Origin of the sequence: Streptomyces phaeoluteigriseus (assembly GCF_001896135.2) — a bacterium.
GTDB lineage: Bacteria > Actinomycetota > Actinomycetes > Streptomycetales > Streptomycetaceae > Streptomyces > Streptomyces phaeoluteigriseus.
Window position 1 is genome coordinate 737,929 of record NZ_MPOH02000019.1, and the last position, 26,583, is coordinate 764,511.

Annotated in this window: 19 protein-coding genes and 4 pseudogenes; 11 read left to right on the forward strand and 12 right to left on the reverse strand. The window is 71.8% G+C overall.

Translation table 11 applies throughout. From position 1 onward, the window contains the following. The first annotated feature begins 671 nt into the window (after positions 1 to 671). The gene (gene trpS / locus BM536_RS33020; protein WP_073500190.1) at positions 672 to 1,697 is read left to right on the forward strand and encodes a tryptophan--tRNA ligase; all 1,026 of its coding nucleotides are present in this window, start codon (positions 672 to 674) and stop codon (positions 1,695 to 1,697) included. Here trpS and BM536_RS33025 read toward each other — a convergent pair. Further along, a pseudogene (locus BM536_RS33025) lies at positions 1,637 to 2,661 on the reverse strand (GlxA family transcriptional regulator). The gene trpS and the pseudogene BM536_RS33025 sit on opposite strands and share 61 nt — an antisense overlap. A 75-nt stretch (positions 2,662 to 2,736) precedes the next feature. On the opposite strand from BM536_RS33025, the gene BM536_RS33030 reads away from it, so the two are divergent. Then, positions 2,737 to 3,321, forward strand: coding sequence for a cysteine hydrolase family protein (locus tag BM536_RS33030; protein WP_073500075.1), 585 nt, complete (start codon positions 2,737 to 2,739; stop codon positions 3,319 to 3,321). A 59-nt stretch (positions 3,322 to 3,380) separates the two neighbouring features. On the opposite strand, the gene proC is transcribed toward BM536_RS33030, so the two are convergent. After that, positions 3,381 to 4,193 carry a pyrroline-5-carboxylate reductase gene (gene proC, locus BM536_RS33035; protein ID WP_094103832.1) on the reverse strand — a complete coding sequence of 271 codons (813 nt, stop codon included), beginning with the start codon at positions 4,191 to 4,193 and terminating at the stop codon, positions 3,381 to 3,383. 200 nt (positions 4,194 to 4,393) lie between these two features. Further along, the gene (locus tag BM536_RS33040; protein WP_094103923.1) at positions 4,394 to 5,212 is read right to left on the reverse strand and encodes an ABC transporter permease; all 819 of its coding nucleotides are present in this window, start codon (positions 5,210 to 5,212) and stop codon (positions 4,394 to 4,396) included. A gap of 303 nt (positions 5,213 to 5,515) precedes the next feature. Between BM536_RS33040 and BM536_RS33045 the strand changes: the two genes are divergently transcribed. After that, positions 5,516 to 6,673: a SulP family inorganic anion transporter gene (locus BM536_RS33045; RefSeq protein ID WP_073498429.1), complete on the forward strand. Its 1,158-nt coding sequence runs from the start codon at positions 5,516 to 5,518 to the stop codon at positions 6,671 to 6,673. On the opposite strand, the gene BM536_RS33050 is transcribed toward BM536_RS33045, so the two are convergent. From BM536_RS33050 to BM536_RS33060, 3 genes are all read right to left on the reverse strand, one after another. Next, positions 6,637 to 7,407: a class I SAM-dependent methyltransferase gene (locus BM536_RS33050; protein ID WP_073498431.1), complete on the reverse strand. Its 771-nt coding sequence runs from the start codon at positions 7,405 to 7,407 to the stop codon at positions 6,637 to 6,639. The two genes, BM536_RS33045 and BM536_RS33050, sit on opposite strands and share 37 nt — an antisense overlap. 226 nt (positions 7,408 to 7,633) lie before the next feature. After that, complete coding sequence (locus tag BM536_RS33055) at positions 7,634 to 8,074, reverse strand: hypothetical protein (protein ID WP_094103833.1); 441 nt, start codon at positions 8,072 to 8,074, stop codon at positions 7,634 to 7,636. Between the two features lie 211 nt (positions 8,075 to 8,285). Next, on the reverse strand, positions 8,286 to 8,630 hold the full coding sequence (locus BM536_RS33060; protein ID WP_073498433.1) for an SH3 domain-containing protein: 345 nt from the start codon (positions 8,628 to 8,630) through the stop codon (positions 8,286 to 8,288). 181 nt (positions 8,631 to 8,811) lie between these two features. Between BM536_RS33060 and BM536_RS33065 the strand changes: the two are divergent. Then, positions 8,812 to 10,976 (forward strand): annotated as a pseudogene (locus BM536_RS33065) (serine/threonine-protein kinase). Between the two features lie 164 nt (positions 10,977 to 11,140). Here BM536_RS33065 and ilvD read toward each other — a convergent pair. The 4 genes from ilvD to BM536_RS33085 form a co-directional block, all read right to left on the reverse strand. After that, positions 11,141 to 12,994: a dihydroxy-acid dehydratase gene (gene ilvD, locus BM536_RS33070; protein ID WP_073498435.1), complete on the reverse strand. Its 1,854-nt coding sequence runs from the start codon at positions 12,992 to 12,994 to the stop codon at positions 11,141 to 11,143. 194 nt (positions 12,995 to 13,188) lie between these two features. Next, positions 13,189 to 13,794, reverse strand: coding sequence for a TetR/AcrR family transcriptional regulator (locus tag BM536_RS33075; protein ID WP_073498437.1), 606 nt, complete (start codon positions 13,792 to 13,794; stop codon positions 13,189 to 13,191). Further along, entirely contained in the window at positions 13,791 to 14,615 is an 825-nt protein-coding gene (locus BM536_RS33080; RefSeq protein WP_073498440.1) for a sugar phosphate isomerase/epimerase family protein, read from the reverse strand. The genes BM536_RS33075 and BM536_RS33080 overlap by 4 nt, the downstream gene beginning before the upstream one ends. A gap of 529 nt (positions 14,616 to 15,144) precedes the next feature. Further along, the gene (locus BM536_RS33085) at positions 15,145 to 16,077 is read right to left on the reverse strand and encodes a Ppx/GppA family phosphatase (RefSeq protein WP_073498438.1); all 933 of its coding nucleotides are present in this window, start codon (positions 16,075 to 16,077) and stop codon (positions 15,145 to 15,147) included. A gap of 95 nt (positions 16,078 to 16,172) precedes the next feature. On the opposite strand from BM536_RS33085, the pseudogene BM536_RS33090 reads away from it, so the two are divergent. Continuing rightward, a pseudogene (locus BM536_RS33090) lies at positions 16,173 to 17,057 on the forward strand (DUF3109 family protein); the annotation flags it as partial. Positions 17,058 to 17,252: 195 nt separating this feature from the next. On the opposite strand, the pseudogene BM536_RS33095 reads toward BM536_RS33090, so the two are convergent. Next, a pseudogene (locus BM536_RS33095) lies at positions 17,253 to 18,958 on the reverse strand (BACON domain-containing protein). 321 nt (positions 18,959 to 19,279) lie between these two features. Here BM536_RS33095 and radA point away from each other — a divergent pair. Beyond that, complete coding sequence (gene radA / locus BM536_RS33100) at positions 19,280 to 20,689, forward strand: DNA repair protein RadA (RefSeq protein WP_073492023.1); 1,410 nt, start codon at positions 19,280 to 19,282, stop codon at positions 20,687 to 20,689. 81 nt (positions 20,690 to 20,770) lie between these two features. Next, complete coding sequence (disA, locus tag BM536_RS33105) at positions 20,771 to 21,895, forward strand: DNA integrity scanning diadenylate cyclase DisA (RefSeq protein WP_073492024.1); 1,125 nt, start codon at positions 20,771 to 20,773, stop codon at positions 21,893 to 21,895. Positions 21,896 to 21,995: 100 nt separating this feature from the next. On the opposite strand, the gene BM536_RS33110 is transcribed toward disA, so the two are convergent. After that, positions 21,996 to 22,826, reverse strand: a complete 831-nt coding sequence (locus tag BM536_RS33110) for a hypothetical protein (RefSeq protein WP_073492025.1) — start codon at positions 22,824 to 22,826, stop codon at positions 21,996 to 21,998. A gap of 312 nt (positions 22,827 to 23,138) precedes the next feature. Here BM536_RS33110 and BM536_RS33115 point away from each other — a divergent pair, with 312 nt between their 5' ends. The 4 genes from BM536_RS33115 to cseB all read left to right on the forward strand — a co-directional run bounded on the left by BM536_RS33115 (position 23,139) and on the right by cseB (position 26,582). Beyond that, a complete protein-coding gene (locus tag BM536_RS33115; protein ID WP_094103835.1) occupies positions 23,139 to 24,128 on the forward strand; it encodes an HhH-GPD family protein in 990 nt (329 codons plus the stop codon). Positions 24,129 to 24,430: 302 nt separating this feature from the next. After that, complete coding sequence (locus tag BM536_RS33120; RefSeq protein WP_073492056.1) at positions 24,431 to 24,973, forward strand: SigE family RNA polymerase sigma factor; 543 nt, start codon at positions 24,431 to 24,433, stop codon at positions 24,971 to 24,973. Next, positions 24,958 to 25,620, forward strand: coding sequence for a hypothetical protein (locus BM536_RS33125; RefSeq protein ID WP_073492027.1), 663 nt, complete (start codon positions 24,958 to 24,960; stop codon positions 25,618 to 25,620). Before BM536_RS33120 ends, BM536_RS33125 begins: the two co-directional genes overlap by 16 nt. A 260-nt stretch (positions 25,621 to 25,880) precedes the next feature. After that, complete coding sequence (gene cseB / locus BM536_RS33130; RefSeq protein WP_073492028.1) at positions 25,881 to 26,582, forward strand: two-component system response regulator CseB; 702 nt, start codon at positions 25,881 to 25,883, stop codon at positions 26,580 to 26,582. Position 26,583 lies beyond the last annotated feature (1 nt).

Below are 26,583 nucleotides of genomic sequence, written 5' to 3' on the forward strand. Positions count from 1 at the left end.
GAACGGACGCTTCCTTTGTACTCACCCGAGAGACTCTCTCAGGCTTTCCTCCGGGCGCTTCCCTTCGGTCTTGCGTTTCCGACTCTATCAGACCGTTTCCCGATCCGATTTCCTCGGCGCTTTCCAGGTTCCCGCTTTTCTTTCGCGGTTTCCCTTTCCGGCGGTTCCGACTCTATCAGATCCTTTCGGCGCTGATTCCCCGTCAGAGGGGGGTTGCCTTCCCGGCTGTTGGGCCGTTCCGACGAGTGAGACTTTAGCGGATTCCCCGGCCCCGAAGCCAATCGGGGCTGCGTCCTTTCGAACGCGGATTCCTCATTTCGCGAATACACACGCCAATGACACGACGACAGACGAATCGACTGTTCGTCGAGGTGTGGTTGGTACCTGCGGAATGGCTGTCCGGGGACCGACCGGGGTCGGCGCTCACGTCGGACAACTCGGAGAACACTACGTAGCCACCCTGGGTGTGTCAACCCATGCCCTGGAGCCATCCCGGAGGCGTACGCTGCCTCTCATGACCACGCGTACGTGCAGCACCCAGCTGTGGTGGGCCGCCTGACGGCGGCCGGACTGACGTATGCACTCAACGGCCGCCGCCCCGGCGGCCGTTCGTGTTTCTCCCTCCGGGGGGTCGGCCGGCCGGGCGGCGGCCTCGACCAGGAGGTGGAGAGATGAAGCGGGTCTTCAGCGGGGTCAAGCCGAGCGGGCATCTGACGCTGGGGAACTACCTGGGGGCCATGCGGCAGTGGGCCGCGGTCGACCAGCATCGGGCTGACGCGTTGTTCTGTGTCGTCGATCTGCACGCGCTCACCGTCGATCACGACCCCGCGCGGGTGCGTCGGCTGAGCAGGCAGGCCGCCACGCTGCTGCTGGCGGCCGGGCTGGATCCGCGGCTGTGCACCCTCTTCGTGCAGAGCCATGTCGACGAGCATGCGCGGTTGTCGTACGTGCTGGAGTGTGTGGCCACCGACGGCGAGATGCGACGGATGATCCAGTACAGGGAGAAGGCCGCGCGGGAGCGTGAGCGGGGTGGGAGCGTGCGGTTGTCGCTGCTGACCTATCCGGTGCTGATGGCGGCGGACATCCTGGCGTACGGGACGGACGAGGTGCCGGTCGGGGACGATCAGGTCCAGCATGTGGAGTTGACCCGGGATCTGGCGCTGCGGTTCAACCAGCGGTACGGGCAGGCGTTCGTGGTGCCGCGGGCCACGCATCCGACGGTGGGGGCCCGGGTCATGAATCTGCAGGAGCCGATGTCGAAGATGGGCAAGAGCGATGACTCCGGTCCCGGCATCGTCTACCTGCTGGACGAGCCGGACGTCGTGCGCAGGAAGGTCATGCGGGCCGTGACCGACAGCGGGCGGGAGGTCGAGTACGACCGGGTCAAGCGGCCCGGGGTCGCGAATCTGCTGGAGATCCTCGCTGCCTGTACGGGCGGGAACCCGGAGGCACTGGCAGACGTATACGAGTCGTACGGCGCTTTGAAGAAGGACACCGCGGAGGCTGTGGTGGAGATCCTCGGGCCCGTGCAGGCCAGGCACAAGGAGTTGTGCGCTGACCCCGGGTTCGTGGAGGGGGTGCTGAGGGATGGTGCGGAGAGAGCGCGGGCCATGGCCCGGCCGGTCGTGGATGCCGCCTACCGGGCGATCGGGCTGCTGCCCGCGGTGGCGGAACCGGCGCTGAACGCAGCCCGGTAGGCGCGTGGGCTGGTGGCGAGGCGCGATGCGAAGTGCTGGCGCATCGTGACCTCGCTGCCGAAGCCCGCGCGGCGGGCGACCTCGGGCATGGGGAGGTCGGTGCGTTCGAGGAGTTTCTGGGCTGCGGCGAGGCGCTGGTCGAGGAGCCAGCGGAGCGGCGTGGAGCCGGTGGCTGCCGTGAAGTGGCGGGCGAAGGTGCGCGGGGCCATGCCCGCGCGGGCCGCCAGGTCGGCGACCGTGAGCGGTTCGTGCAGGTGGCGGAGCGCGTGTTCGCGTACGGCGGCGAGCGTGTCGGCGTCGCGGTCGGTGTGCGGGGTGGCGTGTTCGATGAACTGGGCCTGGGTGCCGGTGCGGAAGGGGGGCGGTGCATCGAGCGGGCGATGGTGGCGGCCGCTTCCGCGCCGTGGGAGTGGCGGACCAGGTGGAGGCAGAGGTCGATGCCGGCCGCCGTTCCCGCGGCGGTCCAGATGTTGTCGTCCTCGATGAAGAGGGCGTCGGGGACGACGGTGACCCGGGGGTGGTGGGTGCGCAGGAGGTCGGTCAGGTTCCAGTGGGTGATCGCGCGGCGGCCGTCGAGGAGACCGGCCTGGGCGAGCGTGAAGGCTCCGCCGCAGAGGGCGGCGATGGTGGTGCCGCGGGCGTGGGCGCTGCGGAGGGCGTCGAGGACGGGTGGTGGTGCGGGGGTGAGGTGGTCGTCGAGGCCGGGGACCAGGATCAGGTCGGCGCCGGACAGCCAGGAGAGGGTGCGGTCGGGGAGAAGGCTGAGTCCGCCGCGCATGGGGACGGGCGTGGTGGTGTCGGTGGCGACGCGGCGCAGGTCGAAGGCGGGGGCGTCGCGGTCGGTGCGGTCGGTGCCCCAGACCTCGGTGATGACGGAGACGTCGAAGGCGCGGATACCGGGGAAGGCGACGAGTGCCACGCGGTAGTCGCTCGTCCGTTCCCTGCGTGCGTTCGCCTGCTCCATGCATGGCAGTAAACCATCGATCGCTGGCTTTCCGGCTTCTGGGACGGGCGGGGTCCCGGCGGCAGGATCGAGGACATGGACATCGCTGAGAACGCAGCACTGGTGGTCGTGGACGTACAGAAGGGCTTCGACGAGGCCGGCTACTGGGGGCGTCGGAACAACCCCGGTGCCGACGACAACATCGCCTCGCTCATCGACGTATGGCAGGCCACGGGACGGCCGGTCGTGTTCGTGCGGCACGACTCGGTCGAGCCGGGGTCGCCGCTGCGGGTGGGGCATGAGGGGAACGGCTTCAAGGCGTACGTGGAGGAGAGGAGGGGGAAGGGTGCCGGGGCCGAGCTGTTCCTCACGAAGACGGTGAACTCCGCCTTCTACGGGTCGCCGGATCTGGACGCCTGGCTGAAGGCGGAGGGCGTCGGACAGATCGTGCTGGCCGGGATCCAGACCAACATGTGTGTGGAGACGACCGCGCGGATGGGCGGGAATCTGGGGTACGACGTCGTGGTCGCGTACGACGCCACGTACACGTTCGATCTGGAAGGGCCGTTCGGCTGGCGGCGGAGTGCGGACGAGGTGGGGCAGGCGTCGGCGGTGTCGCTGCACGGGGGCGGCTTCGCGCGGGTCGTCACCACAGCGGAGGTGGCGGACGCGGCGATGTGACCGCCCCCGGGTGGGCGGTGGGGCGGGCGGGGCCGCTGCTGTCAGTCCTTGATGTGCTGTCAGTCCTTGGTGCCGGCGGCCAGCTCACGGCTGCGGTCGCGGGCGGCTTCCAGGGCGGCGATGAGGGCGGCTCGTACGCCGTGGTCCTCGAGTTCGCGGATGGCGCTGATGGTGGTGCCGGCCGGGGAAGTGACGTTCTCACGGAGCTTGACCGGGTGCTCGCCGCTGTCACGGAGCATCGTCGCGGCGCCGATCGCGGACTGGACGATGAGGTCGTGGGCCTTGTCGCGGGGCAGGCCGAGCAGGATGCCGGCGTCCGTCATCGCTTCGACCAGGTAGAAGAAGTACGCCGGCCCGGAGCCGGAGAGGGCCGTGCAGGCGTCCTGCTGCGACTCGGGGACGCGGAGCGTCTTGCCGACGGAGCCGAAGATCTCCTCGGCGTGTGCGAGGTGGTCGGCGGTGGCGTGGCTGCCGGCGGAGATGACGGACATGGCCTCGTCGACGAGGGCGGGCGTGTTCGTCATGACGCGGACGACGGGGACCCCGGCGGTGAGGCGCTCCTCGATGGAGGCGGTCGTGATGCCGGCGGCTCCGCTGATGACCAGCCGGTCGGCGGGGACGTGCGGGGCCAGCTCGTCGAGGAGGGCGCCCATGTCCTGCGGCTTCACCGTGAGGATCAGGGTGTCTGCGGTCTTGGCCGCTTCGGCGTTGGTGACCGGGGTGACGCCGTAGCGGGCGCGCAGTTCTTCGGCGCGGTCCGCGCGGCGGGCGGTGACGAGGAGGTCGGCGGGGGGCCAGCCGCCTCGGAGCATTCCGCTGAGAAGGGCTTCGCCGATCTTGCCGGTGCCTAGGACTGCGACTGTCTGGGACATGGCGGGGGTCCTCCGGGGGGTTGCGTCGTCCGGGGTCATCCTCGCATCGGGGCTGGTGCGGGGTGGGGGCTGTCCGGTGGGTGGGCGGCGCGGGTCGCCCATGCCGCCCCTGCCCGTTCCCGTCCCCGGGGCTACGCCACGGACTCACTGTCGGCGCTGCGCGCCTCGTCCTCGAACGCCGGGCGGGCTGAAGGAGTCGGTCATGTCGTCCTGCGGCGCAGGGTTGCCGCTCCCAGGGTCAGGACCAGTAGGGCGCAGCCCGCCACGATCAGGGCGTCACGGATGAATTCGGCTGTCATGTCCGTGTGGGTGAGGACCTCGTTCATGCCGTCGACCGCGTAGGACATGGGGAGGACGTTCGAGACGGCCTCCAGGGCGGGGTGCATGGTGTCGCGGGGCGTGAAGAGGCCGCAGAGCAGGAGTTGGGGGAAGATCACCGCCGGCATGAACTGGACGGCCTGGAACTCGGAGGCCGCGAAGGCCGAGACGAAGAGGCCGAGTGCTGTGCCGAGGAGGGCGTCGAGCAGGGCCACCAGAAGGAGGAGCCAGGGGCTGCCCATCACGTCCAGGTCGAGGAACCAGAGGGCCAGGCCGGTGGCGAGGGCGGACTGGACGATCGCGAGGGCACCGAAGGCAAGGGCGTAGCCGGCGATCAGGTCGCCCTTGCCCAGGGGGAGGGCGAGGAGGCGTTCGAGGGTGCCGGAGGTGCGTTCGCGCAGGGTGGCGATGGACGTGACCAGGAACATCGTGATCAGGGGGAAGATCCCGAGCAGGGACGCGCCGATGCTGTCGAAGGTGCGCGGGCTGCCGTCGAACACGTAGCGGAGCAGGAACAGCATCACGCACGGGATGAGGATCATCAGGGCGATCGAGCGCGGGTCGTGGCGGAGCTGGCGCAGGACGCGGGCGGCGGTCGCGGTGGTGCGGGAGAGGTTGAGGGGGGTGGTGGGGGCGGTGGAGGTGGGGGTGCGGGGTCCTGTGTCGTCGGGGGGCCCTGGGGTTCGATCGCTGTAATTCATCATGCGATGAATAATCTCTCCGGGAGCTGGAGCCGTCAAGCAGGGGTTGGGCGGGCGGTGCGCGTTGGGGCGCGCGGTGTGGGTGGGGGCGCGCGGTGTGGGTGGGGGCGCTCGGCAGCGCGCTGGGAGTGAGGCGGCGCGTGTGGGATGACGCGGTTCGGTTCGCGCGCTTGCACGTTCGTGTGGTGCTCGGTCGTTTCCGGTGCGCGGTGAACTCGGCTTTATGAGAATGGAATTGAATTCGCCGCGTTCTCCCGACGCGGCGCCCCGCATCTCCCCTTTCCGGCCGGAGGTGCCGTCGTCATGCGCCGTGGTGTCCGCAGGACCGAACTGCTCGCTTCCCTGGTCGTCTTCCTCGTCGCGCTGCCCGTGTGCGTGGGCGTGGCGCTGACCTCGGGAGTGCCTGCCGAGCTGGGGCTGGTCACCGGCGCGGCCGGTGGGCTGGTCGCCTCGCTGGCGCGGCTGGGGCGGTGGTTCCTGGCCGTGCCGGTGGCCGTCGTCCAGGGGATGTTCGCCGGGATCGGGGTCGTCCTGGCCACCGGGCAGGTGTACGCCCTCGGGGACACGGCCGTACCGGCGGGCGGGCTCGGGAAGGTCGCCGGGCTGGTGGGACCGGCCTGGCGAGGGGATCCGGTGGCGTTGTCAGTGGGGGGTGCCACCCTGGTCGTGTCGCTGCTGTGGGGGCGGTGGCGGCGGGGTGCGCGGCTGGTTCCGGCGCCGTTGGTCGCACTGGCGTCGGCGGTGGCCGTGACCTGGGCGCTCGGCCTGGAGGTGCGGCGGGTCGAGGTCGGAGGGCTGGGGGATGCCGTACGGCTGCCGGGCGCGGCGGAGTTCGGACGGCTGGCGGAAGTGGGGGTCACCGGGGCCGTCGTGGCCCTCGTGCTGATCATGTGGGCGGAGTCGTCGTTCACGCGGATGCCGCATCGGGTGGGGGTGCTGGTGGTGGCGGTCGGCGCGTTCGGGGTGGTGGGGGTGGTGGGGATGATCCCGGTCGCTGCGGTGGCCGCTCTCCTCCTGTACGTCGGCTGCGGGCTCGTTCCGGTGCGGGAGGTGCGGGCGTTGTGGCGCGGGCATCGGGGTGAGGTGGTCGTTCTGGTGGTGACGGCGGTCGCGGTCGTCGTGGGGAATCTGTTCGAGGGGGTGTTGGTCGGGCTGGCGCTGGCCGTGGCGAAGACTGCCTGGGAGGTCAGCCATGTGCACCTGGAGACCGAGGACCGGGGTGCCGCCGGGATCGTCGTACGGGTGCTGGGACATGCCACGTTCCTGCGGCTGCCCAGACTGCTGGACGCCCTGCACACCCTGGACGTCCAGCATCGGGACCGGGAGATACGGCTGGAGCTGGGCGGACTGCGGCACGTGGACCACGCGTGTGCGGCGGCCATAGAGGGGTGGGCCGCCGCACGGGAGCGGAGGCGATCGCGGGATCAGGGACGGATCGCGAGCAGCAACCCGACGTCGTAGGTCTCCTCGACGGTGCCGTCGGGGAAGGCGGCGAGGAGGTGTCGGCGTTCCGCGTCGAGGAAGGCGGCGGTGCTCTCCTCCCCGTGCACCAGGAACAGCGAGTGGCTGCTGATGTTCGCCAGGTGCGTGTCGACGGGGACCCGGCGGCTCCAGCGGACGTGGCGGCGGTCGAAGTCGAGGCGGCCGGCGGAGGTGGCGAGGGCCTCGTGCGTGCCGTCGCCGTTCCCGCCCACAGCCCGGTCGAGGCCGAAGTGACGCTCGACGCGGGCTGTCTGCGCGTCGATCCACGGGACGTCGAGCGCGCCGGCGTTCCACCAGAGCGCGAGGGCGCCGCCGGGACGCAGGACGCGCAGGGTTTCCGGGATCGCACGGTCCGGGTCGGTCCAGTGCCAGGACTGGGCGTAGGTGAGGAAGTCGAGGGAGGCGGTGGCGAGGGGAAGGTGGTTGCCGTCGCCGCGGACGATCGGCACCTCGGGCAGACCCCGGCGGAACTGCTCCGCCATGCCCTCCCCCGGTTCCACGGCGACGACCCGGGCGCCTCGGGCGTGCAGGAGGGCGGTCCCGATCCCGGTGCCGGCGCCTATGTCGGCGACGCGCGCGCCGGCCAGCGGGCGGCCCGCCATGTCCTCGATCGCCTCGAAGAGGGCTGCTGGGTAGGAGGGTCGGTTCGCGGCGTACTGGGCCGCGGCGGAGTCGAAGGAAAGGGCCCGTGACGTGCTGGAGGCAGGGGTCATGGGGCCATGGTGGCGGGAGGCACGGGGAGCGACCAGAGGGTCGTGCTCAGTGCGGGGTGGTGCGGAGCCCTCGGCCGCCGTCCCGGTCGGTGTGGTGGTTCTGGGCCGGTGTGGTTCCCGGTCGGTGTGGTAATTCGCAGGCCGGTGTGGTTCCCGGCCGGTGCGGTGGTTCCCGGCCGGTGCGGTGGTTCCCGGCCGGTGCGGTGGTTCCCGGTCGGGGGCTTCTTCAGGAGCGGCGGCGCTTCTTGGACGGGTTGCGGGTGCGGCGGGCGGTGCGGCGTTCGTGCTCGGTGCGGGCCGCCTCGTACTCCGCGCGGTACAGCTTCTCGCCGGGGGCCTCCGTGAGCGAGCGGAAGAAGTAGGCGAGGAGGGAGCCGACGAAGCCGATGGCGAGCAGGCCCCGCAGGGAGGCCTGGCGGTCGGGGTCGGGGCGTCTGGTGAAGCCGTCCCAGGTGTGCCGGAATGCCAGGGCGCTGGAGACCGCGAACATGACGACCAGCAGCACGGTCACGAGGCCGCCGGTGCCGGCGAGGGCCACGCCCTCGTAGGCGAAGCGCAGGACGAGGCAGGAGGCGACCGCCGCGGCGAGCGAGCCGACGGCCACGCCGATGCGGCGGGGGGTGTAGCCGTGGTCGTGGTCCACCCAGGTGGTGCCGAAGAAGCGCAGGGGCTCGGGGCGGGGGGGCGGTGGGGGTGCCGGCCGCCCGGGAACCGGCCGGGAGGCCGGAGGAACCCGCCGCGCGGTCCGGGGAACCCGCCGTGGTGTCCGGGGTGCCGTTTTCGTCGCTCACGGGACGATTATGGCTCCGGGCCGGGCGGGGTCCCCGGGTGGGTGCGTGCGGGTGGGTGCGCGCGGGTGCTTGGTGCGCGCCGGTGGGTCAGTCGCAGCGCGGCGCTATGTAACCGTCGCTGCCCGTCCGCACGTACGCGTCCGAGACGAACTGGCTGTCGGCGATGTTGTCCCAGACGTTCGTCGTGCCGTACGGGCCGGTGACCGAGGTGCCGGGCGTCTGGCAGAAGATCGGCACCCTCGTGCCCTCGGGCAGGACCTTGACGATCGGGTAGCTGGTGGCAGGTCCGCTGCGCACGTTGAGGCGCACACCGGGCGCGATCGGGTAGTACGTCAGTCCTGCCGCCGCGACCTGCGACTCGACGGCGTCCCCGGCCGCAGCCACTCCGGCCTCTTCGGTCTCTCTCACTTCTTCCAGGCGCTCTACAGACATGAAAAACCTCCCCCGTAAGACCCCATGACTGCCATGGGGTCACGTTGATTCCCCCGAATCAAGCCATGAAACACATGTACACGATTCGCACATGGAGGCTAGCAAGTCGCCTCGGTCCCGTGAGCGTCATCGACTAGGCTCCGTGCGTCGCGCGCGCGGACGAACAGCACGGGGGTGGTCCATGGCGCCACAGCACAACACCGGAGCCGGCGCGGAAGCGGAACTTCCGGAGTACTCCGGTCACTACCACCTGGAGTCCTGCCTGGGCTCGGGCGGCATGGGCGTGGTCCACCTGGCCCGCAGCACCTCGGGCATGAAGGTCGCGGTGAAGGTCGTACACGCCGAATTCGCGCGGGATCCCGAGTTCAGGGGGCGGTTCCGGCAGGAGGTGGCGGCCGCGAGGCGGGTCAGCGGTGCCTTCACGGCGCCCGTCGTCGACGCCGATCCGGAGGCCGAACGGCCCTGGATGGCCACGCTGTTCATCCCGGGCCCGACCCTGTCGGAGCATGTGAAACGGAACGGGCCCATGGGCGCGGGCGAGTTGCGGCGGCTGATGGCCGGGCTCGCGGAGGCGCTGCGGGACATCCACCGGGTCGGGGTGGTGCACCGGGATCTGAAGCCCAGCAACGTGCTGCTCGCCGAGGACGGCCCGAAGGTCATCGACTTCGGTATCTCGCGGCCGAAGGACAGCGAACTGCGCACCGAGACGGGGAAGTTGATCGGAACGCCGCCGTTCATGGCGCCGGAGCAGTTCCGGCGGCCGCGGGAGGTCGGGCCCGCCGCGGACATCTTCGCGCTGGGGTCGGTGCTGGTGCACGCGGCGACCGGGCGGGGGCCGTTCGACTCGGACAGTCCGTATGTCGTCGCGTATCAGGTCGTGCACGACGAGCCCGATCTGACCGGCCTGCCGGAGAGCCTCGCGCCGATGGTGCTGCGCTGTCTCGCGAAGGAGCCCGAGGACCGGCCGACGCCCGACGAGTTGATGCGGGAGCTGCGGACGGTGGCCGCCTCGTACGACACGCACGCGTTCATACCGGCGCAGCGCGCGCCCGGTGACGTGCGGGAGTCGGAGCCTGCGGGCTCGGCTGGGACGGCGGATCCCGTCGAGTCGTCGGATCCGTCGGACGGCGAGGACGCGGGCGCGGCCGGGGTGGCGGCGCGGCGGCGGGCAGGCGGCGGCAGGTCGCTCTCGCCCTCGGCTCGCTGCTGCTCGTCGTCGGCGGCGGGTTCACCTGCGTCCAGATGTTCGGCGAGGACGCGGGCGGGGCCGCTCGCGGTACGGACGGGTCGCGGTCCGCCGCCGACTCCTTCGCCCCCTGGGCGACTCGCCCGGCCGGGGCCGACGGTCTGCCCAAGTGCACGTACGACGCACGGCGGCTGATCTGCACCCAGCCGGGGTGGGTGTCCGCGCTCGACGCGTCCGACGGTCGCGAGCTGTGGCGGCACGCCCTGTCCCCCGACGACAAGCCCCGCGAGGCGCCGGTCGTCGCGGGCGGGCTGGCGCATGTGCTCACGCACTCGGGCAAGCGCGTCGAGGCCTTCGACCCGGCGTCGGGCAAGGTGCGCTGGGAGCGGGACGTGTCGGCGTACGAGGGTGTCCGGTACGCCGGCGGGACCCTGCTGCTGACGGCGGCCGACGGCACGGTGACCGGGGTGGACGCCGGGTCCGGGCGGACCGCGTGGAGCCGACGGGTCCCGGGGGTGGGCGATCCGTACTTCGTGTCGTTCCCCGGGGACTCGCTGGTCTACGCGACCAGCACCTCCGGCGAGGGCCGGACCCGGGTCACCGCGGTGGATCCCGCCACCGGAGACGTGCGGTGGGACGAGCGGTTCGACGAGGTGCTGACGCTCGTGGGCGCCGGGGACGACAGCGTCGTACTGCTGGCCGAGGACGGGGACGGCGGCTACGGCATGGCCGACGCCGTGGTCCGGTTCTCCCCCGGGACGAAGGTGTCGCGGCGGGTCGCGCTGTCCGTCGCGCTCCAGCAGCCGAGTGCGGCTGTGTACGGGGACCGGGTCTACCTCATGACGTACGACGGTGCTCTCGTGGCCGTCGACACGCGCGCGGAGAAACTGCTGTGGTCCCTGCAGACGGCCGTGAGCCGGGGCTCGGTGCCGACCGTCGACGGCACGCACGTGTACTTCAGCGCTCCCGACGGCCGTCTTCTCGCCGTCGACGCGGAGGCGGGGAAGCTCGTCGGCCAGACGGAGCTGCGGTTCGGCGCGCACTCCGACGAGGTGGTCAGTACGCTGCCCGCGCCCGAGGCGGCCGACGGGCGGGTCTACGCCGGGGCTCCCGACGGGACGGTGTTCGCCGTGGACGGGCGGGATCCTTCGGGCTGGTGAGCCGGGCTCGTGCGGGGGCGGCTCGTGCGGGGGCTCGCGTGGGAGGCCGGCGCGGGAATTTCGTGGCTTCGTGGGCGGGTTCGTGGGCTCGTTCGTGGGCTTCGCGCCATGCGAGAGGGCCGCCTCCGGTTGACGGAGGCGGCCCTTCGCTGTTCGGTCCGGCGTCAGCCCAGCTTCGACACGTCCCGCACCGCGCCCTTGTCGGCGCTCGTGGCCATGGCGGCGTAGGCCCGCAGGGCGGCGGAAACCTTGCGCTCACGGTTCGACGGGGCGTACACCCCGTTCAACGCCTCGTCACGGCGGGCGAGTTCCGTCTCGTCGACCAGCAACTCGATCGTGCGGTTCGGGATGTCGATGCGGATGCGGTCGCCGTCCTCGACGAGGGCGATGGTGCCCCCGGAAGCCGCCTCCGGGGAGGCGTGACCGATGGACAGGCCCGAGGTGCCGCCGGAGAAACGGCCGTCGGTGATCAGGGCGCAGGTCTTGCCGAGGCCGCGGCCCTTGAGGAAGGACGTCGGGTACAGCATCTCCTGCATGCCGGGGCCGCCCTTGGGACCCTCGTAGCGGATGACGACGACGTCGCCGTGGGTGATCTGCTTGTTGAGGATCTTCTCCACGGCCTCCTCCTGCGACTCGCAGACGACCGCGGGGCCCTCGAAGGTCCAGATCGACTCGTCGACACCGGCCGTCTTCACCACGCAGCCGTCGACGGCGAGGTTGCCCTTGAGGACCGCCAGGCCGCCGTCCTTGGAGTACGCGTGCTCGGCGGAGCGGATGCAGCCGTTCTCGGCGTCGTCGTCGAGGGCCTCCCAGCGCTCGGACTGCGAGAAGGCTTCGGAGGAGCGGACACATCCCGGAGCCGCGTGCCACAGCTCGATCGCCTCCGGGGAGGGGGAGCCGGCTCGCACGTCCCAGGTCTTCAGCCAGTCCGCCAGGGACGGGCTGTGGACCGAGTGAACGTCCTCGTTCAGCAGGCCGGCGCGGTGCAGTTCGCCGAGGAGGGCGGGGATGCCGCCGGCCCGGTGCACGTCCTCCATGTAGTACGTGCGGTCCTTGGCGACGTTCGGCGCGACCTTCGCCAGGCAGGGCACGCGGCGCGAGACCGCGTTGATCTCGTCCAGGCCGAAGGGGACCTCCGCCTCCTGGGCGGCGGCCAGCAGGTGCAGGATCGTGTTGGTCGAGCCGCCCATCGCGATGTCCAGCGCCATCGCGTTCTCGAACGCGGCGAGGGTGGCGACGTTGCGCGGCAGGACCGACTCGTCGTCCTGCTCGTAGTAGCGGCGGGTGATGTCCATGACCGTGCGGGCGGCGTCGACGTAGAGCCGCTTGCGCGCGGTGTGGGTGGCCAGGACCGAGCCGTTGCCGGGCAGGGAGAGGCCGATGGCCTCGGTCAGGCAGTTCATCGAGTTGGCGGTGAACATGCCGGAACAGCTGCCGCAGGTCGGACAGGCGTTCTCCTCGATACGGAGGATGTCCTCGTCGGAGATCTTGTCGTTCACGGCGTCGGAGATCGCGTCGACCAGGTCGAGCGTGCGGACCGTGCCGTCGACGAGGGTGGCGCGGCCGGACTCCATCGGGCCGCCGGAGACGAAGACCGTCGGGATGTTCAGGCGCAGGGCCGCCATGAGCATGCCCGGGGTGATCTTGTCGCAGTTGGAGATGCAGACCAGGGCGTCGGCACAGTGCGCCTCGACCATGTACTCCACGCTGTCCGCGATCAGGTCGCGGGAGGGCAGGCTGTAGAGCATGCCGCCGTGGCCCATCGCGATGCCGTCGTCGACGGCGATCGTGTTGAACTCGCGCGGGATGCCGCCGGCCTCGGTGATCGCCTCGCTGACGATCCGGCCGACCGGCGCCAGGTGGGTGTGGCCGGGCACGAACTCGGTGAAGCTGTTGGCCACCGCGATGATCGGCTTCCGGCCGATGTCCGCACCGGGTACACCGGAGGCGCGCATAAGGGCGCGTGCGCCCGCCATGTTGCGTCCGTGGGTGACTGTGCGGGACCTCAGCTCGGGCATCGTCGCTCGCTCCTTCAGACAGATAGGGCTGTTCATGAGCGTACGCCGGTCATCCAGGGGGCGGGACGAGGTGTCCGGAATGCGGGATACGCATCTCGGGGTCCGGCCCTCGTCGGCCCTCGTCAGTCCTTGTCAGCCCTCGTCAGCCCCTGCCAGCCCTCGTCAGCCCTGCCAGCCCTCGTCGGCTCTCGCGTTCAGGGACCGGTGAGGTGCCCCTGCACCACCGGCGCCACGCGCGCGATGATCTGCTCCACGTCCACCGAGGCCAGCGGTTCCACCTTGATCACGTACCGCAGCATGGCCGTACCGACCAGTTGCGCGGCGGCCAGCTCGGCGCGCAGTTCGGCGTCCGGCACGTCGAGCTGGGCGGCTATGCGGCGCAGCAACTGCGCGGCGACGAGACGGCGGAAGACGGCGGCCGCGGTCTCGTTGTTCACGGCCGAGCGGACGACCGCCAGCAGCGGCATCCGCGTGGTGGGGTTCTCCCAGACGCCGAACATGAACCGGGTGAGCCGCTCCCCCACCTGGTCCAGCGGCGCGTCGGCGACCGCGTCCGGCGCGTCGAGCGCGGGCGCCACGGCGACCTCGACGGCTGCGGCGAAGACCTGCTCCTTCGTGCCGAAGTAGTGGTGCACCAGCGCCGAGTCGACCCCGGCGGCCTTGGCGATGCCCCGCACGGTCGACTTCTCGTAGCCCCGCTCGGAGAACTCCCCGCGGGCCGCCGCGAGGATGCGGTCGCGGGTGTCGGCGGACTCCGCGCGCGGGGGGCGTCCGCGGCGGCGCGCTCCGGTGTCGGTCACCGGCGGGGCACCTTCGCCGCCGACGCCAGGTGCAGGCGCGTGAAGGCCAGGGCCTCCGCGAGATCGGCCTCACGTTCGGCGCCGGACATCGCGCGCCGGGTGTTGACCTCGATGACGACATGCCCGTCGAAACCGCTCAGCGCGAGCCGCTCCAGCAGCTCGGCGCAGGGCTGCGAGCCGCGGCCGGGGACGAGGTGCTCGTCCTTGGCGGAGCCGTTGCCGTCGGCGAGGTGCACGTGGCCGAGCCGGTCGCCCATGCGGTCGAGCATGTGCATCGCGTCGGTACGGGCCGTCGAGGCATGGCTGAGATCGATCGTGAAGTGCCGGTAGTCGTCCTTCGTCACATCCCAGTCGGGCGCGTACGCGAGCATCTCGCGGTCGCGATAGCGCCAGGGGTACATGTTCTCGACGGCGAACCGTACGTCCGTCTCGTCCGCCATCCGCCAGATCCCCCGGACGAAGTCGCGCGCGTACTGGCGCTGCCAGCGGAAGGGCGGGTGGACGACGACGGTGCTCGCGCCCAGCTTCTCGGCCGCCGCGCGCGCCCTCTGGAGCTTGACCCAGGGGTCGGTCGACCACACGCGCTGCGTGATGAGCAGGCAGGGAGCGTGTACGGCGAGGATCGGGACGCGGTGGTAGTCGCTGAGCCTGCGGAGCGAGTCGATGTCCTGGCTGACCGGGTCGTTCCACACCATGACCTCGACCCCGTCGTAGCCGAGGCGCGCGGCGATCTCGAAGGCCGTCGCCGTCGACTCCGGGTAGACCGAGGCAGTCGACAGGGCGACCTTCGCATCCGGGATGCGCACGACTGGCTCTGCCATGGAGGACAGGTTACGGGGTGCGGTGACCTGGCCGCGGGGTGCCTCTTCGCCGTTGTGGCGCACGCCACGGGTGGCGGGTGTGGCGTACGCCACGGGTGGTTGGGGGGCGAGTTTCGGTCGGTCGTGGGGGGAGGTGGGTGTGTGGGCAGGCGACGGGCGGGGCGGGAGAGTGTGTCTGTGCTCGGTCGGGCGGATTGGGCTCGGGCGGGCGTACCACTGGGCCGGGCCGGGCGGACCGAGCCCGGTCGGGCCGGGCAGGCCGCGCTCGGTTGCCTGCGCTCACGCGCGTGGCGCTCACGGCGGGCCATGTCGGTTGCCCGCCGCGAGGTGATGTCCGGGCGGCGCGGCAGGCCGTGTCCGGTCTGCATGCGGGGCCATGCCCCGTCTTGCCGCGCTCGCGCGCGGGCTTGCCCACGCGCGCGTGCCGCCCACGCACGCGACGCCATCTCGCGCACGCACCGCGCCCTACGCGCGCGTGCCGGTTCTCACGCACGCGGCCGGTTTCGCGCACGAGCACGCTCGCCCGTGTCTACGGCGACCCCATGTGGTCGAGCTTTCGCAGGATCACGCCCTCCCGGAGCGCCCACGGGCATATCTCCAGGGCCTCCACCCCGAACAGGTCCATCGCCCCCTCGGCGACCAGCGCGCCCGCCAGCAGCTGGCCCGCGCGGCCCTCGGAGACGCCGGGCAGCTCCGCGCGCTGGGCGGTGGTCATGCCGGCCAGGCGGGGCACCCAGGCCTCCAGGGACTCCCTCTTCAGCTGGCGCTGGACGTAGGGGCCGTCGGCGGAGCGGGCGGCGCCGGCGAGGCGGGCGAGCTGCTTGAAGGTCTTCGACGTGGCGACGACGTGGTCGGGGGAGCCGATGCGGCTGAACTCCCCGACGGTCCGGGCGATCTCGGCACGCACGTGCCGCCGCAGCGCTCGTATCCGCTCGGCGTCGGGCGGGTCCCCGGGCAGCCACCCGGCCGTGAGCCGGCCCGCGCCGAGCGGCAGGGAGACGGCCGCGTCGGGCTCCTCGTCGATGCCGTACGCGATCTCCAGGGAGCCGCCGCCGATGTCCAGGACGAGCAGCTTGCCGGCCGACCAGCCGAACCAGCGGCGGGCGGCGAGGAAGGTGAGCCGGGCCTCCTCCGCACCACTGAGGACCTGAAGCTCGACACCGGTCTCGGCCTGCACGCGCGCGAGCACGTCGTCGGCGTTGCTGGCCTCGCGCACGGCGGAGGTCGCGAACGGCAGCACGTCCTCGACGCCCTTGTCCTCGGCGGCCTGGAGGGCTTCCCGGACGACGCTGATCAGCGTGTCGACGCCCTCGCGGCCTATCGCCCCGCTCTCGTCGAGAAGTTCGGCAAGGCGCAGTTCCGCCTTGTGCGAGTGCGCGGACAGCGGGCACGCGCCCGGGTGCGCATCCACCACCAGTAGATGCACCGTGTTCGATCCCACGTCGAGGACACCGAGTCTCATGCGGGGAACGCTACTGCCAGCAGTCCTGGCCTCGGCCCCTGGTGCCCAACCTGAGACGGTCCCGTTGCCGCGCGCGGGCGACTTACCCTGGTCAGGTGCCAAAGACGAAAAAGGCGAAGGAAGAAAAGACCGACAAGGTCGACAAGACCGATAAGGTCGACAAAGCCGTCAAATCCACCAGGGTTCCTTCGGATTCTTCGCGGGTGAAGTCGTCGAAGAGGTCGCGCAAGGCCCTGGAAGCGGATGAGAAGGGCCTCGACTTCGCACGCGCGTGGGTCGAGTTCCCGGATCCGGCGGACGACGATCAGATCTTCCGGTGCGATCTGACCTGGCTGACCTCTCGCTGGAACTGCATCTTCGGCAGCGGCTGCCAGGGCATCCAGGCGGGCCGCGCGGACGACGGCTGCTGCACGCTCGGCGCGCACTTCTCCGACGAGGACGACGAGAAGCGCGTGGCGGGGCATGTGGCGCGGCTCACGCCCGACATCTGGCAGCACCACGCCGAGGGCGAGCTGGGCGGCTGGATCTCGGAGGACGAGGAGGGCTCCCGGCAGACCCGTCCGTTCAACGGCTCGTGCATCTTCCAGAACCGTCCGGGCTTCGCGGGCGGCGCCGGCTGCTCGCTGCACATCCTCGCCCTCAAGGAGGGCCGCGAGCCGCTGGAGACCAAGCCGGACGTCTGCTGGCAGCTGCCGGTGCGGCGGACGTACGACTGGATCGACCGGCCCGACGACACACGCGTGCTCCAGATCTCGATCGGCGAGTACGACCGGCGCGGCTGGGGACCGGGCGGGCACGACCTGCACTGGTGGTGCACGTCGGCGACCTCGGCGCACGGCGCGGGCGACCCGGTGTACGTCTCCTACCGGCCGGAGCTGATCGAGCTGATGGGCAAGGCCGGCTACGACCGTCTGGTCGAGCTGTGCGAGAAGCGGCTCGCCTCGCAGTTGCCGTTGCTCGCCCCGCATCCGGCGGACCCGGTGCCGGCATCGCACCCTGCGCACCCTGCGCCGGCACCGCACCCGGCAGGCCCGGTGCCGGCACCGCATCCGGCGGATCGGGTGGACGTATCGGATCCCGTCGTTCCGGTCGATCCGACCGTGTGAGGCCCTCGGCCCGGCTCCCCGGAGGCGGCGACTCGCTTCCCGGAACGGGGCGGACGGACCGAGTCCGGCCTACGCCGTCGACGGGATCGGGTCGCCGCCGCCGTCGGACGGCGGGGCCGAGCCGCCCGGGTCGGACGGGGACGGGGACGGGTCGGTGGGCGTGGGCTCGGGGCCGGAAGAGGTCGGCGGATCGCTCGGTGTGGGGTCCGTGGAGGGCGAGGCCGTGGGGGTCGGCTCCGGGTCCGGGGAGGGCGGCGGGCCGCTCGGCGCGGGGTCGGGGTCCGAGGGGGCGGGCGCGACGCCGTAACCCTCGATGGAGACGACGGCACCGGCCGGGGAGACCGCCACGCGCGCGTGCCAGTGTCCGGCGGGCTCGCGCAGATGGTCGACGTACACCTTGAGAGTGATCGATTCGCCGGGCTGGAGGGTGCCCGTGGTGCGGCTCAGGTAGAGCCAGGAGGCGCCGGTGGTCGCCGACCAGCGGACCGGCCCTTCCGCTTCCTCGGCCACGGTCAGGGTGATCAGGGTGGTGTCGCCGCTGTTCCCGGCCGTGACGGACAGCAGGCCCGCGCCCTTGTCGCCGAGTCCGGGGACGCTGATGACCTGCACGGAGACATCGGGCTTGGCGCCCTCGGGGAGCCGGGAGCCGGGCCGGGTGCTGGCGTTGCCCGCGTTCTGGTAGCCGCCCGACCCGTCTCCGTCGAGGCCGTCGGGGCCCTGCGCCTCGCTGGCGGTGGGCGAGCGGCCGTCGGAGTCGGCGGTCGGGGTGCCCCGGTAGGCCGCCCAGAGGGCGAGCACGGGCGCGGCGACGACCGTGGCGACGACCGTCGTCGTGACGGCACGCGCGCGGAGGCGGTCCCGTCGGGCGGCGCGGTCCTTGGGGTCCATCGGGAAGCCGCGCCGGTCGAAGCGCGGCGCGGCGGCGCCCCGCGCGCGCGGAAGGCGCGCCAGGGCGGTGTGCAGGGCGGTGCGGGGCGCTTCCAGGACGGGCAGCTCGGCGGGTGTGACCCCGGCGCGGGCCAGCGGCCGGGGACCGCGCGCTCCGCGGCCCGGCGGCAGCGCGGGCAGTCGTCGACGTGCCGGACGAGTTCGCGACGGAGCGCGGCACTGAGCACGAGCTGGTGGTCACCGGTGAGGCGGGCCACGCCGGGGCAGCCGCCGGTCTCGACGACGGCCAGGGCGGCACGCGTGCGTTCCACCTCGCAGGCGGCGGAGGAGAGCAGTTCGCGGGCCGCGGCGACCTCCATGCCGAGAACGGCCGCCACCTCGTGGGCGGCGAGGTGATGCCGCACGGCGAGTTCGAGCGCCTCGCGCTGTTCCGGGCTGGTGCCGGCGGCCTCCGGCCAGGCGAGCAGGGCGAGTTCGCGCCGCCGCTGCTCCTGGAGGCCGTCGGGCAGGGGCTCGGCGCCGCTCGCCCTGTGCGCGCTGTGCCGGCCCGGCGCGTGGGTGCCCTGACGCTTCTGCCTGGCCTCGCCGAGCTTGCGCAGGCAGGCCCAGCGGGCCAGGGCGTAGAGCCAGGCCCTGCGGTCGCCGGCGGCGTCCGGGAGGCGTTGTCGGCGCCGTTCGGCGAGCGCCAGGACGTCGCCGAGGGCCGCTGTGGCGGTGTCGTGGTCGCACAGAACGGACAGACAGTAGGTGAACAGGCCGTCCAGGTAGGGCTCGTAGGGAGCGGGTGGGCGCTGCGCGAGCGTGCGCACCGCAGCGCGGTCGCGCGCCTCCCTGTGCACCCGGTGTGCGCCGGTCGTGCGGGTCGGGGTTTCCGAACTGCTGCTCATCACCCGTGCGACCGTAGGCGCCGCGGAACGACCTCTTCTGCCCCCTTGAGCCCTTTTAATCCGTACGGGTGAAACGATCCCTCATAAGGGGACAGCAAACGGGAGTCGAGTGGCTCATTCGTGACAGTGGTGGCCGATTCGCAAGGGGTGGGGGTGCCCGGCCGGGGGGATGGCCGGGCACCCTCACCGGCATCCGCCGCGCCGGGGGGCGGACGCGGCGAACGCCATCTCGGAGACCCGTCTGCCCCGGCGAACCACCTCCATGCACAGCTTCATGCACGGGTTTCTCGCGTTGTCAGACCCGGCGGTTACGGTTTCCCCATGGCTGCCCGTACGAAGACCACGAAGGACCGTCCGTCCTACCGCTGCACGGAGTGCGGGTGGCAGACGGCGAAGTGGCTCGGCCGCTGCCCCGAATGCCAGGCCTGGGGCACGGTCGAGGAGTACGGCGTGCCCGCGGTCCGTACGACGGCGCCCGGCCGCGTCACCACCTCCGCCCTGCCCATCGGCCAGGTCGACGGCCGCCAGGCCACCGCCCGCCCCACCGGTGTGCCCGAGCTGGACCGCGTCCTGGGCGGCGGCCTGGTTCCGGGCGCGGTCGTCCTGCTGGCCGGTGAGCCGGGCGTCGGCAAGTCCACGCTCCTGCTCGACGTGGCCGCCAAGGCCGCGAGCGACGAGCACCGCACGCTGTACGTCACGGGTGAGGAGTCGGCGAGCCAGGTCCGGCTGCGGGCCGACCGCATCGGCGCCATCCACGACCACCTGTACCTCGCCGCGGAGACCGATCTGGCCACCGTCCTCGGCCACTTGGACGCCGTGAAGCCGTCCCTGCTGATCGTCGACTCGGTGCAGACGGTGGCCTCCCCGGAGATCGACGGCGCCCCCGGCGGCATGGCGCAGGTCCGCGAGGTCGCCGGCGCGCTGATCCGCGCCTCGAAGGAGCGCGGCATGTCCACGCTGCTGGTGGGCCATGTCACCAAGGACGGCGCGATCGCCGGCCCGCGCCTCCTCGAACACCTCGTGGACGTCGTCCTGTCCTTCGAGGGCGACCGGCACGCGCGCCTGCGTCTCGTGCGAGGCGTCAAGAACCGCTACGGCGCCACCGACGAGGTCGGTTGCTTCGAACTGCACGACGAGGGCATCACGGGCCTTACCGACCCAAGCGGACTTTTCCTGACCCGTCGTGACGAACCGGTCTCCGGTACCTGTCTGACGGTCACCCTCGAGGGCCGCCGCCCCCTGGTCGCCGAAGTGCAGGCACTCACCGTCGATTCCCAGATCCCGTCCCCCCGCCGCACCACGTCGGGCCTCGAGACCTCCCGCGTCTCGATGATGCTCGCGGTCCTGGAGCAGCGGGGCAGGATCAGCGCGCTCGGCAAGCGGGACATCTACTCCGCGACGGTCGGCGGCGTGAAGCTCTCCGAGCCCGCGGCGGACCTGGCGATCGCCCTCGCGCTGGCCTCCGCGGCGAGCGACACCCCCCTGCCGAAGAACCTCGTCGCGATCGGCGAAGTGGGGCTCGCGGGCGAGGTCAGACGGGTTACGGGCGTCCAGCGCAGACTGGCCGAGGCGCACCGCCTGGGCTTCACGCACGCGCTCGTGCCGAGCGATCCCGGCAAGGTCCCGGCGGGGATGAAGGTCCTCGAAGTGGCGAACATGGGGGAGGCTCTGAGGGTGCTCCCGCGCTCCCGTCAGCGAGAGGCCCCGCGGGAGTCGGAGCAGCGCCGGTAGACTTTGCCCAGGTCTCGCCCGTCCGTACGAACCGAGTGCGCGAAACGGGAGCACCACAGAACCTGTGACCGGAGGAGTGCAGTGGCAGCCAACGACCGGGCGGCAGCTCCCGGAAAGTCCGGTGGGAGTTCCGGTGCCGAAGGCCTGATGCGCGCCGCGCTGAGCGCGGTGGCTCCCGGCACGGCCCTGCGCGACGGCCTGGAAAGGGTTCTCCGCGGCAACACCGGCGGACTCATCGTGCTCGGTTCCGACAAGACGGTCGAGACGATGTGCACGGGCGGCTTCGTCCTGGACGTCGAGTTCACGGCCACGCGCCTGCGGGAGCTGTGCAAGCTCGACGGCGGCATCGTGGTCTCCTCCGACCTGTCCAAGATCCTTCGGGCCGGCGTCCAACTGGTGCCGGACCCCACCATCCCCACGGAGGAGACCGGCACCCGCCACCGCACGGCGGACCGCGTCAGCAAGCAGGTCGGCTACCCCATCGTCTCGGTCTCGCAGTCCATGCGCCTGATCGCGCTCTACGTCGACGGCCAGCGCCGCGTCCTGGAGGACTCCGCGGCGATCCTGTCCCGCGCGAACCAGGCGCTCGCGACCCTGGAGCGCTACAAGCTCCGCCTGGACGAGGTCGCGGGAACGTTGTCAGCGCTGGAGATCGAGGACCTGGTGACGGTCCGGGACGTCTCGGCGGTGGCGCAGCGCCTGGAGATGGTGCGCCGCATCGCCACCGAAATCGCCGAATACGTGGTCGAACTGGGCACCGACGGACGTCTCCTCTCCCTCCAGCTCGACGAGTTGATCGCGGGCGTGGAGCCGGAGCGTGAGCTGGTGGTCCGCGACTATGTTCCGGAGCCCACGGCCAAGCGCTCCCGCACGGTCGACGAGGCGCTGTACGAGCTGAACGCGCTCAGCCACGCGGAGCTTCTCGAAATGTCCACGGTGGCCCGTGCGTTGGGCTACACCGGCTCCCCCGAGGCGCTCGACTCCGCGGTCTCACCGCGCGGTTTCCGCCTGCTGGCCAAGGTTCCCCGCCTCCCCGGCGCCATCATCGACCGCCTGGTGGAGCACTTCGGCGGCCTCCAGAAGCTCCTCGCGGCGAGCGTCGACGACCTTCAGACGGTCGACGGCGTTGGCGAGGCACGGGCGCGCAGCGTGCGCGAAGGGCTGTCGCGGCTGGCGGAGTCGTCGATCCTGGAGCGGTACGTCTGAGGCGAGACGGTATGTGTGGTGCCCGTGAGGCGGCACGGGCGACCGTGCCCCGAACCGGACTCGACAGCCGTGCCGCTCCGGACAGCCCCGTCGCCCCGCCTCAGTCCTGATCGAGCACGAACGACGTCTGCGCCTTCGCGAACCCGGGCGCCTTCGCCTCCACCAGGTACGTGCCGGCCCCGGCGCTTCCCGCCGGAGGCGTCGCGCACTCCGGCGCACTCCGCTTCCGGTCCCACGTCACGGTGTAGGTGAAGCTGCCCTCGGCCGGCACCCGGTACAGCAGGCTCGCGGACCCCTTGGGGCAGTCGGCCGACGACCAGTAGTCCTCGGCGCCACCGGCCTGTGTGATCGTCAACACCGCGTTCTTCGGCCCGAGATCGACCTTGCAGTCACTCCCGGAGGAGTTCTTCGCCGTCAGCCGGAACATGGGCGTCTGGTCCGGCGAGTACGTGTTGCGGACACTGCGCAGGCTCAACGTGACGACGCTGGCGGTGCAGTTGGGCAGCGTCGTACCGGCCGGCAGTGTCGTACCCGACCCGCTGCCGTCGGCACCGCCGCCGGAACCACCGGATCCCGCCGAACCGGCGCCGCCCGTGCCCCCGCCGCCGGACCCGGCACCGTCGCCGGCGCCGGTCTCCGAGCCCGTCTCCGAGCCCGAACCGGAGCCGCCGGTGTCCTCGTCGCCCGACTCGTCCCGCCCGCCGGGGTTTTGACTGATCGCGGGCCCGGAGCCGGAAGGGCCCGGGGTGATGGAGGAGGCGGGATTCTTGCCGTCGGAGCCGTCCGCCCCGTTCTTGCCGCCACCCCCGCCCGAGCTGACCACCCACGTGATCAGCAACGCCAACAGGGCGAGCACGGACAGCAGTACGACCCTCCGTCGCCAGTAGATGGAGGAGGGAAGCGGCCCGACCGGATTGCGCATAGATCCCACGGCGCAAACTGTACGAGAGATCCTTGCGTTACCCGGCCCCACCCGCCGCCTGCACCACAACTTTTCCGGATCATCATCCCGGATACGGCTGTCCGGGTGCCCACTTGAGACTCTCGCGCGCCCGCGCGGTCGCGGGCCGTGACATCGGTGCCGCGCGCCGGACACGGTCCGTGACGGCGCACTCCTGCGCCGAGCGCCCCTCGCGCTCCGGCCGCGCCGGCCGCCCACGCGCGCGGATTCCTCTCGCGCCCCCGCCCCACCGGTGGCGGTACGCGCGCGTGCCCCTCCGCGCATGGCAGGATCGGAAGGGCCATGACTGCGCCCACGAAGCCCCCGCACCACAGCCCCGCCGACACCGTCTCCGGCCCGCCCACCGGAGAACAGCCGCCCCCGGCCACGACCGACCCGACGACCACCGGACGGGCCTCCGGCACGCGCCTGCACTCCCCCGTCATCGACTGGTTCGAGGACCACGCCCGCGACCTGCCCTGGCGGCGCCCCGAGGCAGGTGCCTGGGGTGTGATGGTCAGCGAGTTCATGCTCCAGCAGACGCCGGTCAGCCGCGTCCTGCCGGTCTACGAGCAGTGGCTCGCCCGCTGGCCGCGCCCCGCCGACCTGGCCGCCGAGGCTCCCGGCGAGGCCGTACGCGCGTGGGGCCGGCTCGGCTATCCGCGGCGCGCCCTGCGGCTGCACGGCGCCGCGGTGGCCATAACGGAACGCCACGGCGGCGACGTACCGGCGGACCACGCGCAACTGCTGGCGTTGCCCGGCATCGGCGAGTACACGGCCGCCGCAGTCGCCTCGTTCGCCTACGGGCAGCGGCACGCCGTCCTGGACACCAACGTCCGCCGGGTGTTCGCGCGCGCGGTCACCGGGGTGCAGTACCCGCCGAACGCCACCACGGCCGCCGAGCGCAAGCTGGCGCGCGCCCTGCTGCCCGAGGACGAGAAGGTCGCCGCGCGCTGGGCCGCCGCGTCCATGGAACTGGGCGCGCTGGTCTGCACGGCACGGAACGAGACCTGCCACCGCTGTCCGATCGCCGCCCAGTGCGCATGGCGGCTCGCGGGCAAGCCGGAACACGACGGTCCGGCGCGTCGCGGTCAGACGTACGCCGGTACGGACCGGCAGGTGCGCGGCAAACTGCTCGCCGTCCTGAGGGAGGCCCGTACGCCCGTGCCGCAGGCGGCACTGGACCGCGTGTGGCACGAGCCGGTGCAACGCGCGCGTGCGCTGGACGGCCTCGTCGCGGACGGCCTGGTGGAGCCGCTGGTGGGCGGCCTGTACCGGCTGCCGCTCACCTGACGCACGGCCAGTTCACAGGTGAGCCGACGAGGCGGGGGCCGTCACCGGGCTTCTGTCACAGTCGACCGGCGAACGAATCATCCCGAACCGGCAGCATCGGGCTGTCTTCCTTACCCCTGACCCGCCTCCGTTACACAACCGACGGACAGCCGACTGCTAGCCGCAGGCTGCCTCGGACAGTGCCGTGACAACACCTCCGTAGCTTCATTTGCGTGCCCGACAGCGACACGCGGGCCGCAGACCACGAGCGGGAGACCGGCGGACGACAGCCAGCCGGAACGGGGATACGGAGGCGGTTGATCATGGCGCACGGAGAGGTGCTCGAGTTCGAGGAGTACGTCCGCACCCGGCAGGACGCACTGCTGCGCAGTGCCCGCCGCCTGGTCCCGGACCCGGTGGACGCGCAGGACCTCCTCCAGACCGCCCTGGCGCGGACGTACGGCCGCTGGGACGGCATCGCCGACAAGCGACTGGCGGACGCCTATCTGCGCCGGGTCATGATCAACACGCGGACCGAGTGGTGGCGGGCCCGCAAGCTGGAGGAAGTCCCCACCGAGCAGTTGCCGGACGCCAGCGTGCAGGACTCCACCGAGCAACACGCGGACCGCGCCCTGCTGATGGACGCCATGAAGGTGCTCGCTCCGAAGCAGCGCAGTGTCGTCGTGCTGCGACACTGGGAGCAGATGTCCACGGAGGAGACGGCCACCGCCCTCGGCATGTCGGCCGGTACGGTCAAGAGCACGCTGCACCGGGCGCTCGCCCGGCTCCGCGAGGAGCTGGAAGCCCGCGATCTGGACGCACGCGCGCTGGAGCGTGAGGAGCGGGAGCGTTGCACGGCGGCCTGACCGAGGCCGGGCCCCCACCGGCCCGAGGCACTTTCCAGGCGGTGATCGCGGCAGTGGCCGTGCTCACCGCCCTCGGCCTTTTCCTGTCCTCGTGCGCCACCGGCGGCACCGGCGCCCGCGACGAGGGCCCGGCGCACGCCGGAGCGGTCGCCGGCACCACCGCCTCCCCGTCGGGCACCCCCACCGACGTCCCCGACCGCACCGACGCCGTCCGGCTCGTCAAGGACGACCCCGAGGTCTCGGAGGAGGTCAAGCGCGAGCTGAAACCCTGCCTCGGCGACGAGTACCCGGTCGACGTCTCCTTCGGCGATCTCACCGGCGGCGCCGAGACGGACGTCGTCGTCAACGTGCTGACCTGTGGTGACGCGGTCGGGGTCGGGGCATATGTGTACCGGGAGACGAGTGGCCGGTACGAGAACGTCTTCAAGGCCGAGGAACCCCCGGTCTACGCCGAGATCGACCGCGGCGACCTGGTGGTGACCAAACAGGTGTACGAGAAGGGCGACCCCGTCTCCAGCCCCTCCGGCGAGAACGTGATCACGTACCGCTGGACGAGCGCGGGCCGCTTCGTCAAGGAATACAGCTGGCACAACGACTACAGCAGCGTCGTCGGCGAGGATGCGACGCCGGTGCCGGAGAGCGGCTGACGGACCGGACTCGGTACTTCGAAACTCGGCGACTCGATGACTCGGCGACTCGGCGACTCGGCGACTCGGCGAAAGAAATCTTCTGTCGCGTGAACCGTTCGGGCCTCCCGGACCGATGAACCAGTGAACGGACCAGGCTCTCCGGGCGTCCCACCTAGGGACAGCCTGACAGCGCACCGACAGACGGAGCGGACACGCCGGCACGGCGGGCCCGCAAGCACAGCACATCCACGACACCACTGAGGACTGAGAGCACCGGGATGGCAGACCAGACACACGTCCTGTTCGTCGAGGACGACGACGTCATCCGCGAGGCCACCCAGCTAGCCCTGGAGCGGGACGGCTTCGTGGTCACCGCGATGCCCGACGGCCTGTCCGGTCTGGAGGCATTCCGGGCGGACCGCCCCGACATCGCCCTGCTGGACGTCATGGTGCCCGGACTGGACGGCGTGAGCCTGTGCCGCCGCATCCGGGACGAGTCGACCGTGCCGGTGATCATGCTCTCCGCTCGTGCCGACTCCATCGACGTCGTCCTCGGCCTGGAGGCCGGCGCCGACGACTATGTGACCAAGCCGTTCGACGGCGCCGTCCTGGTCGCCCGCATCCGTGCGGTGCTGCGCCGGTTCGGGCACGCGGGCGGGCCCGACCGCGGGGAGGCGGAGTCCTCCGCCGCCGGGGGTGTGCTGACCTTCGGCGACCTGGAGATCGACACCGAGGGCATGGAGGTGCGCCGGGCCGGGCAGCCGGTCGCGCTCACTCCGACCGAGATGCGCCTGCTGCTGGAGTTCTCCTCCGCGCCGGGCACGGTCCTCTCGCGGGACAAGCTGCTCGAGCGGGTGTGGGACTACGGCTGGGGTGGTGACACCCGTGTCGTCGACGTCCATGTGCAGCGGCTGCGGACGAAGATCGGCCAGGACCGTATCGAGACGGTCCGCGGCTTCGGCTACAAACTGAAGGCCTGAG

Bases quoted from the DNA above. Each gene is read 5' to 3' on its own strand.
- trpS (WP_073500190.1), top strand. From the start codon at position 672: ATGAAGCGGGTCTTCAGCGGGGTCAAGCCGAGCGGGCATCTGACGCTG.
- BM536_RS33030 (WP_073500075.1), top strand. From the start codon at position 2,737: ATGGACATCGCTGAGAACGCAGCACTGGTGGTCGTGGACGTACAGAAG.
- proC (WP_094103832.1), bottom strand. From the start codon at position 4,193: ATGTCCCAGACAGTCGCAGTCCTAGGCACCGGCAAGATCGGCGAAGCC.
- BM536_RS33040 (WP_094103923.1), bottom strand. From the start codon at position 5,212: ATGAATTACAGCGATCGAACCCCAGGGCCCCCCGACGACACAGGACCC.
- BM536_RS33045 (WP_073498429.1), top strand. From the start codon at position 5,516: ATGCGCCGTGGTGTCCGCAGGACCGAACTGCTCGCTTCCCTGGTCGTC.
- BM536_RS33050 (WP_073498431.1), bottom strand. From the start codon at position 7,407: ATGACCCCTGCCTCCAGCACGTCACGGGCCCTTTCCTTCGACTCCGCC.
- BM536_RS33060 (WP_073498433.1), bottom strand. From the start codon at position 8,630: ATGTCTGTAGAGCGCCTGGAAGAAGTGAGAGAGACCGAAGAGGCCGGA.
- ilvD (WP_073498435.1), bottom strand. From the start codon at position 12,994: ATGCCCGAGCTGAGGTCCCGCACAGTCACCCACGGACGCAACATGGCG.
- BM536_RS33080 (WP_073498440.1), bottom strand. From the start codon at position 14,615: ATGGCAGAGCCAGTCGTGCGCATCCCGGATGCGAAGGTCGCCCTGTCG.
- BM536_RS33085 (WP_073498438.1), bottom strand. From the start codon at position 16,077: ATGAGACTCGGTGTCCTCGACGTGGGATCGAACACGGTGCATCTACTG.
- radA (WP_073492023.1), top strand. From the start codon at position 19,280: ATGGCTGCCCGTACGAAGACCACGAAGGACCGTCCGTCCTACCGCTGC.
- BM536_RS33115 (WP_094103835.1), top strand. From the start codon at position 23,139: ATGACTGCGCCCACGAAGCCCCCGCACCACAGCCCCGCCGACACCGTC.
- BM536_RS33120 (WP_073492056.1), top strand. From the start codon at position 24,431: ATGGCGCACGGAGAGGTGCTCGAGTTCGAGGAGTACGTCCGCACCCGG.
- cseB (WP_073492028.1), top strand. From the start codon at position 25,881: ATGGCAGACCAGACACACGTCCTGTTCGTCGAGGACGACGACGTCATC.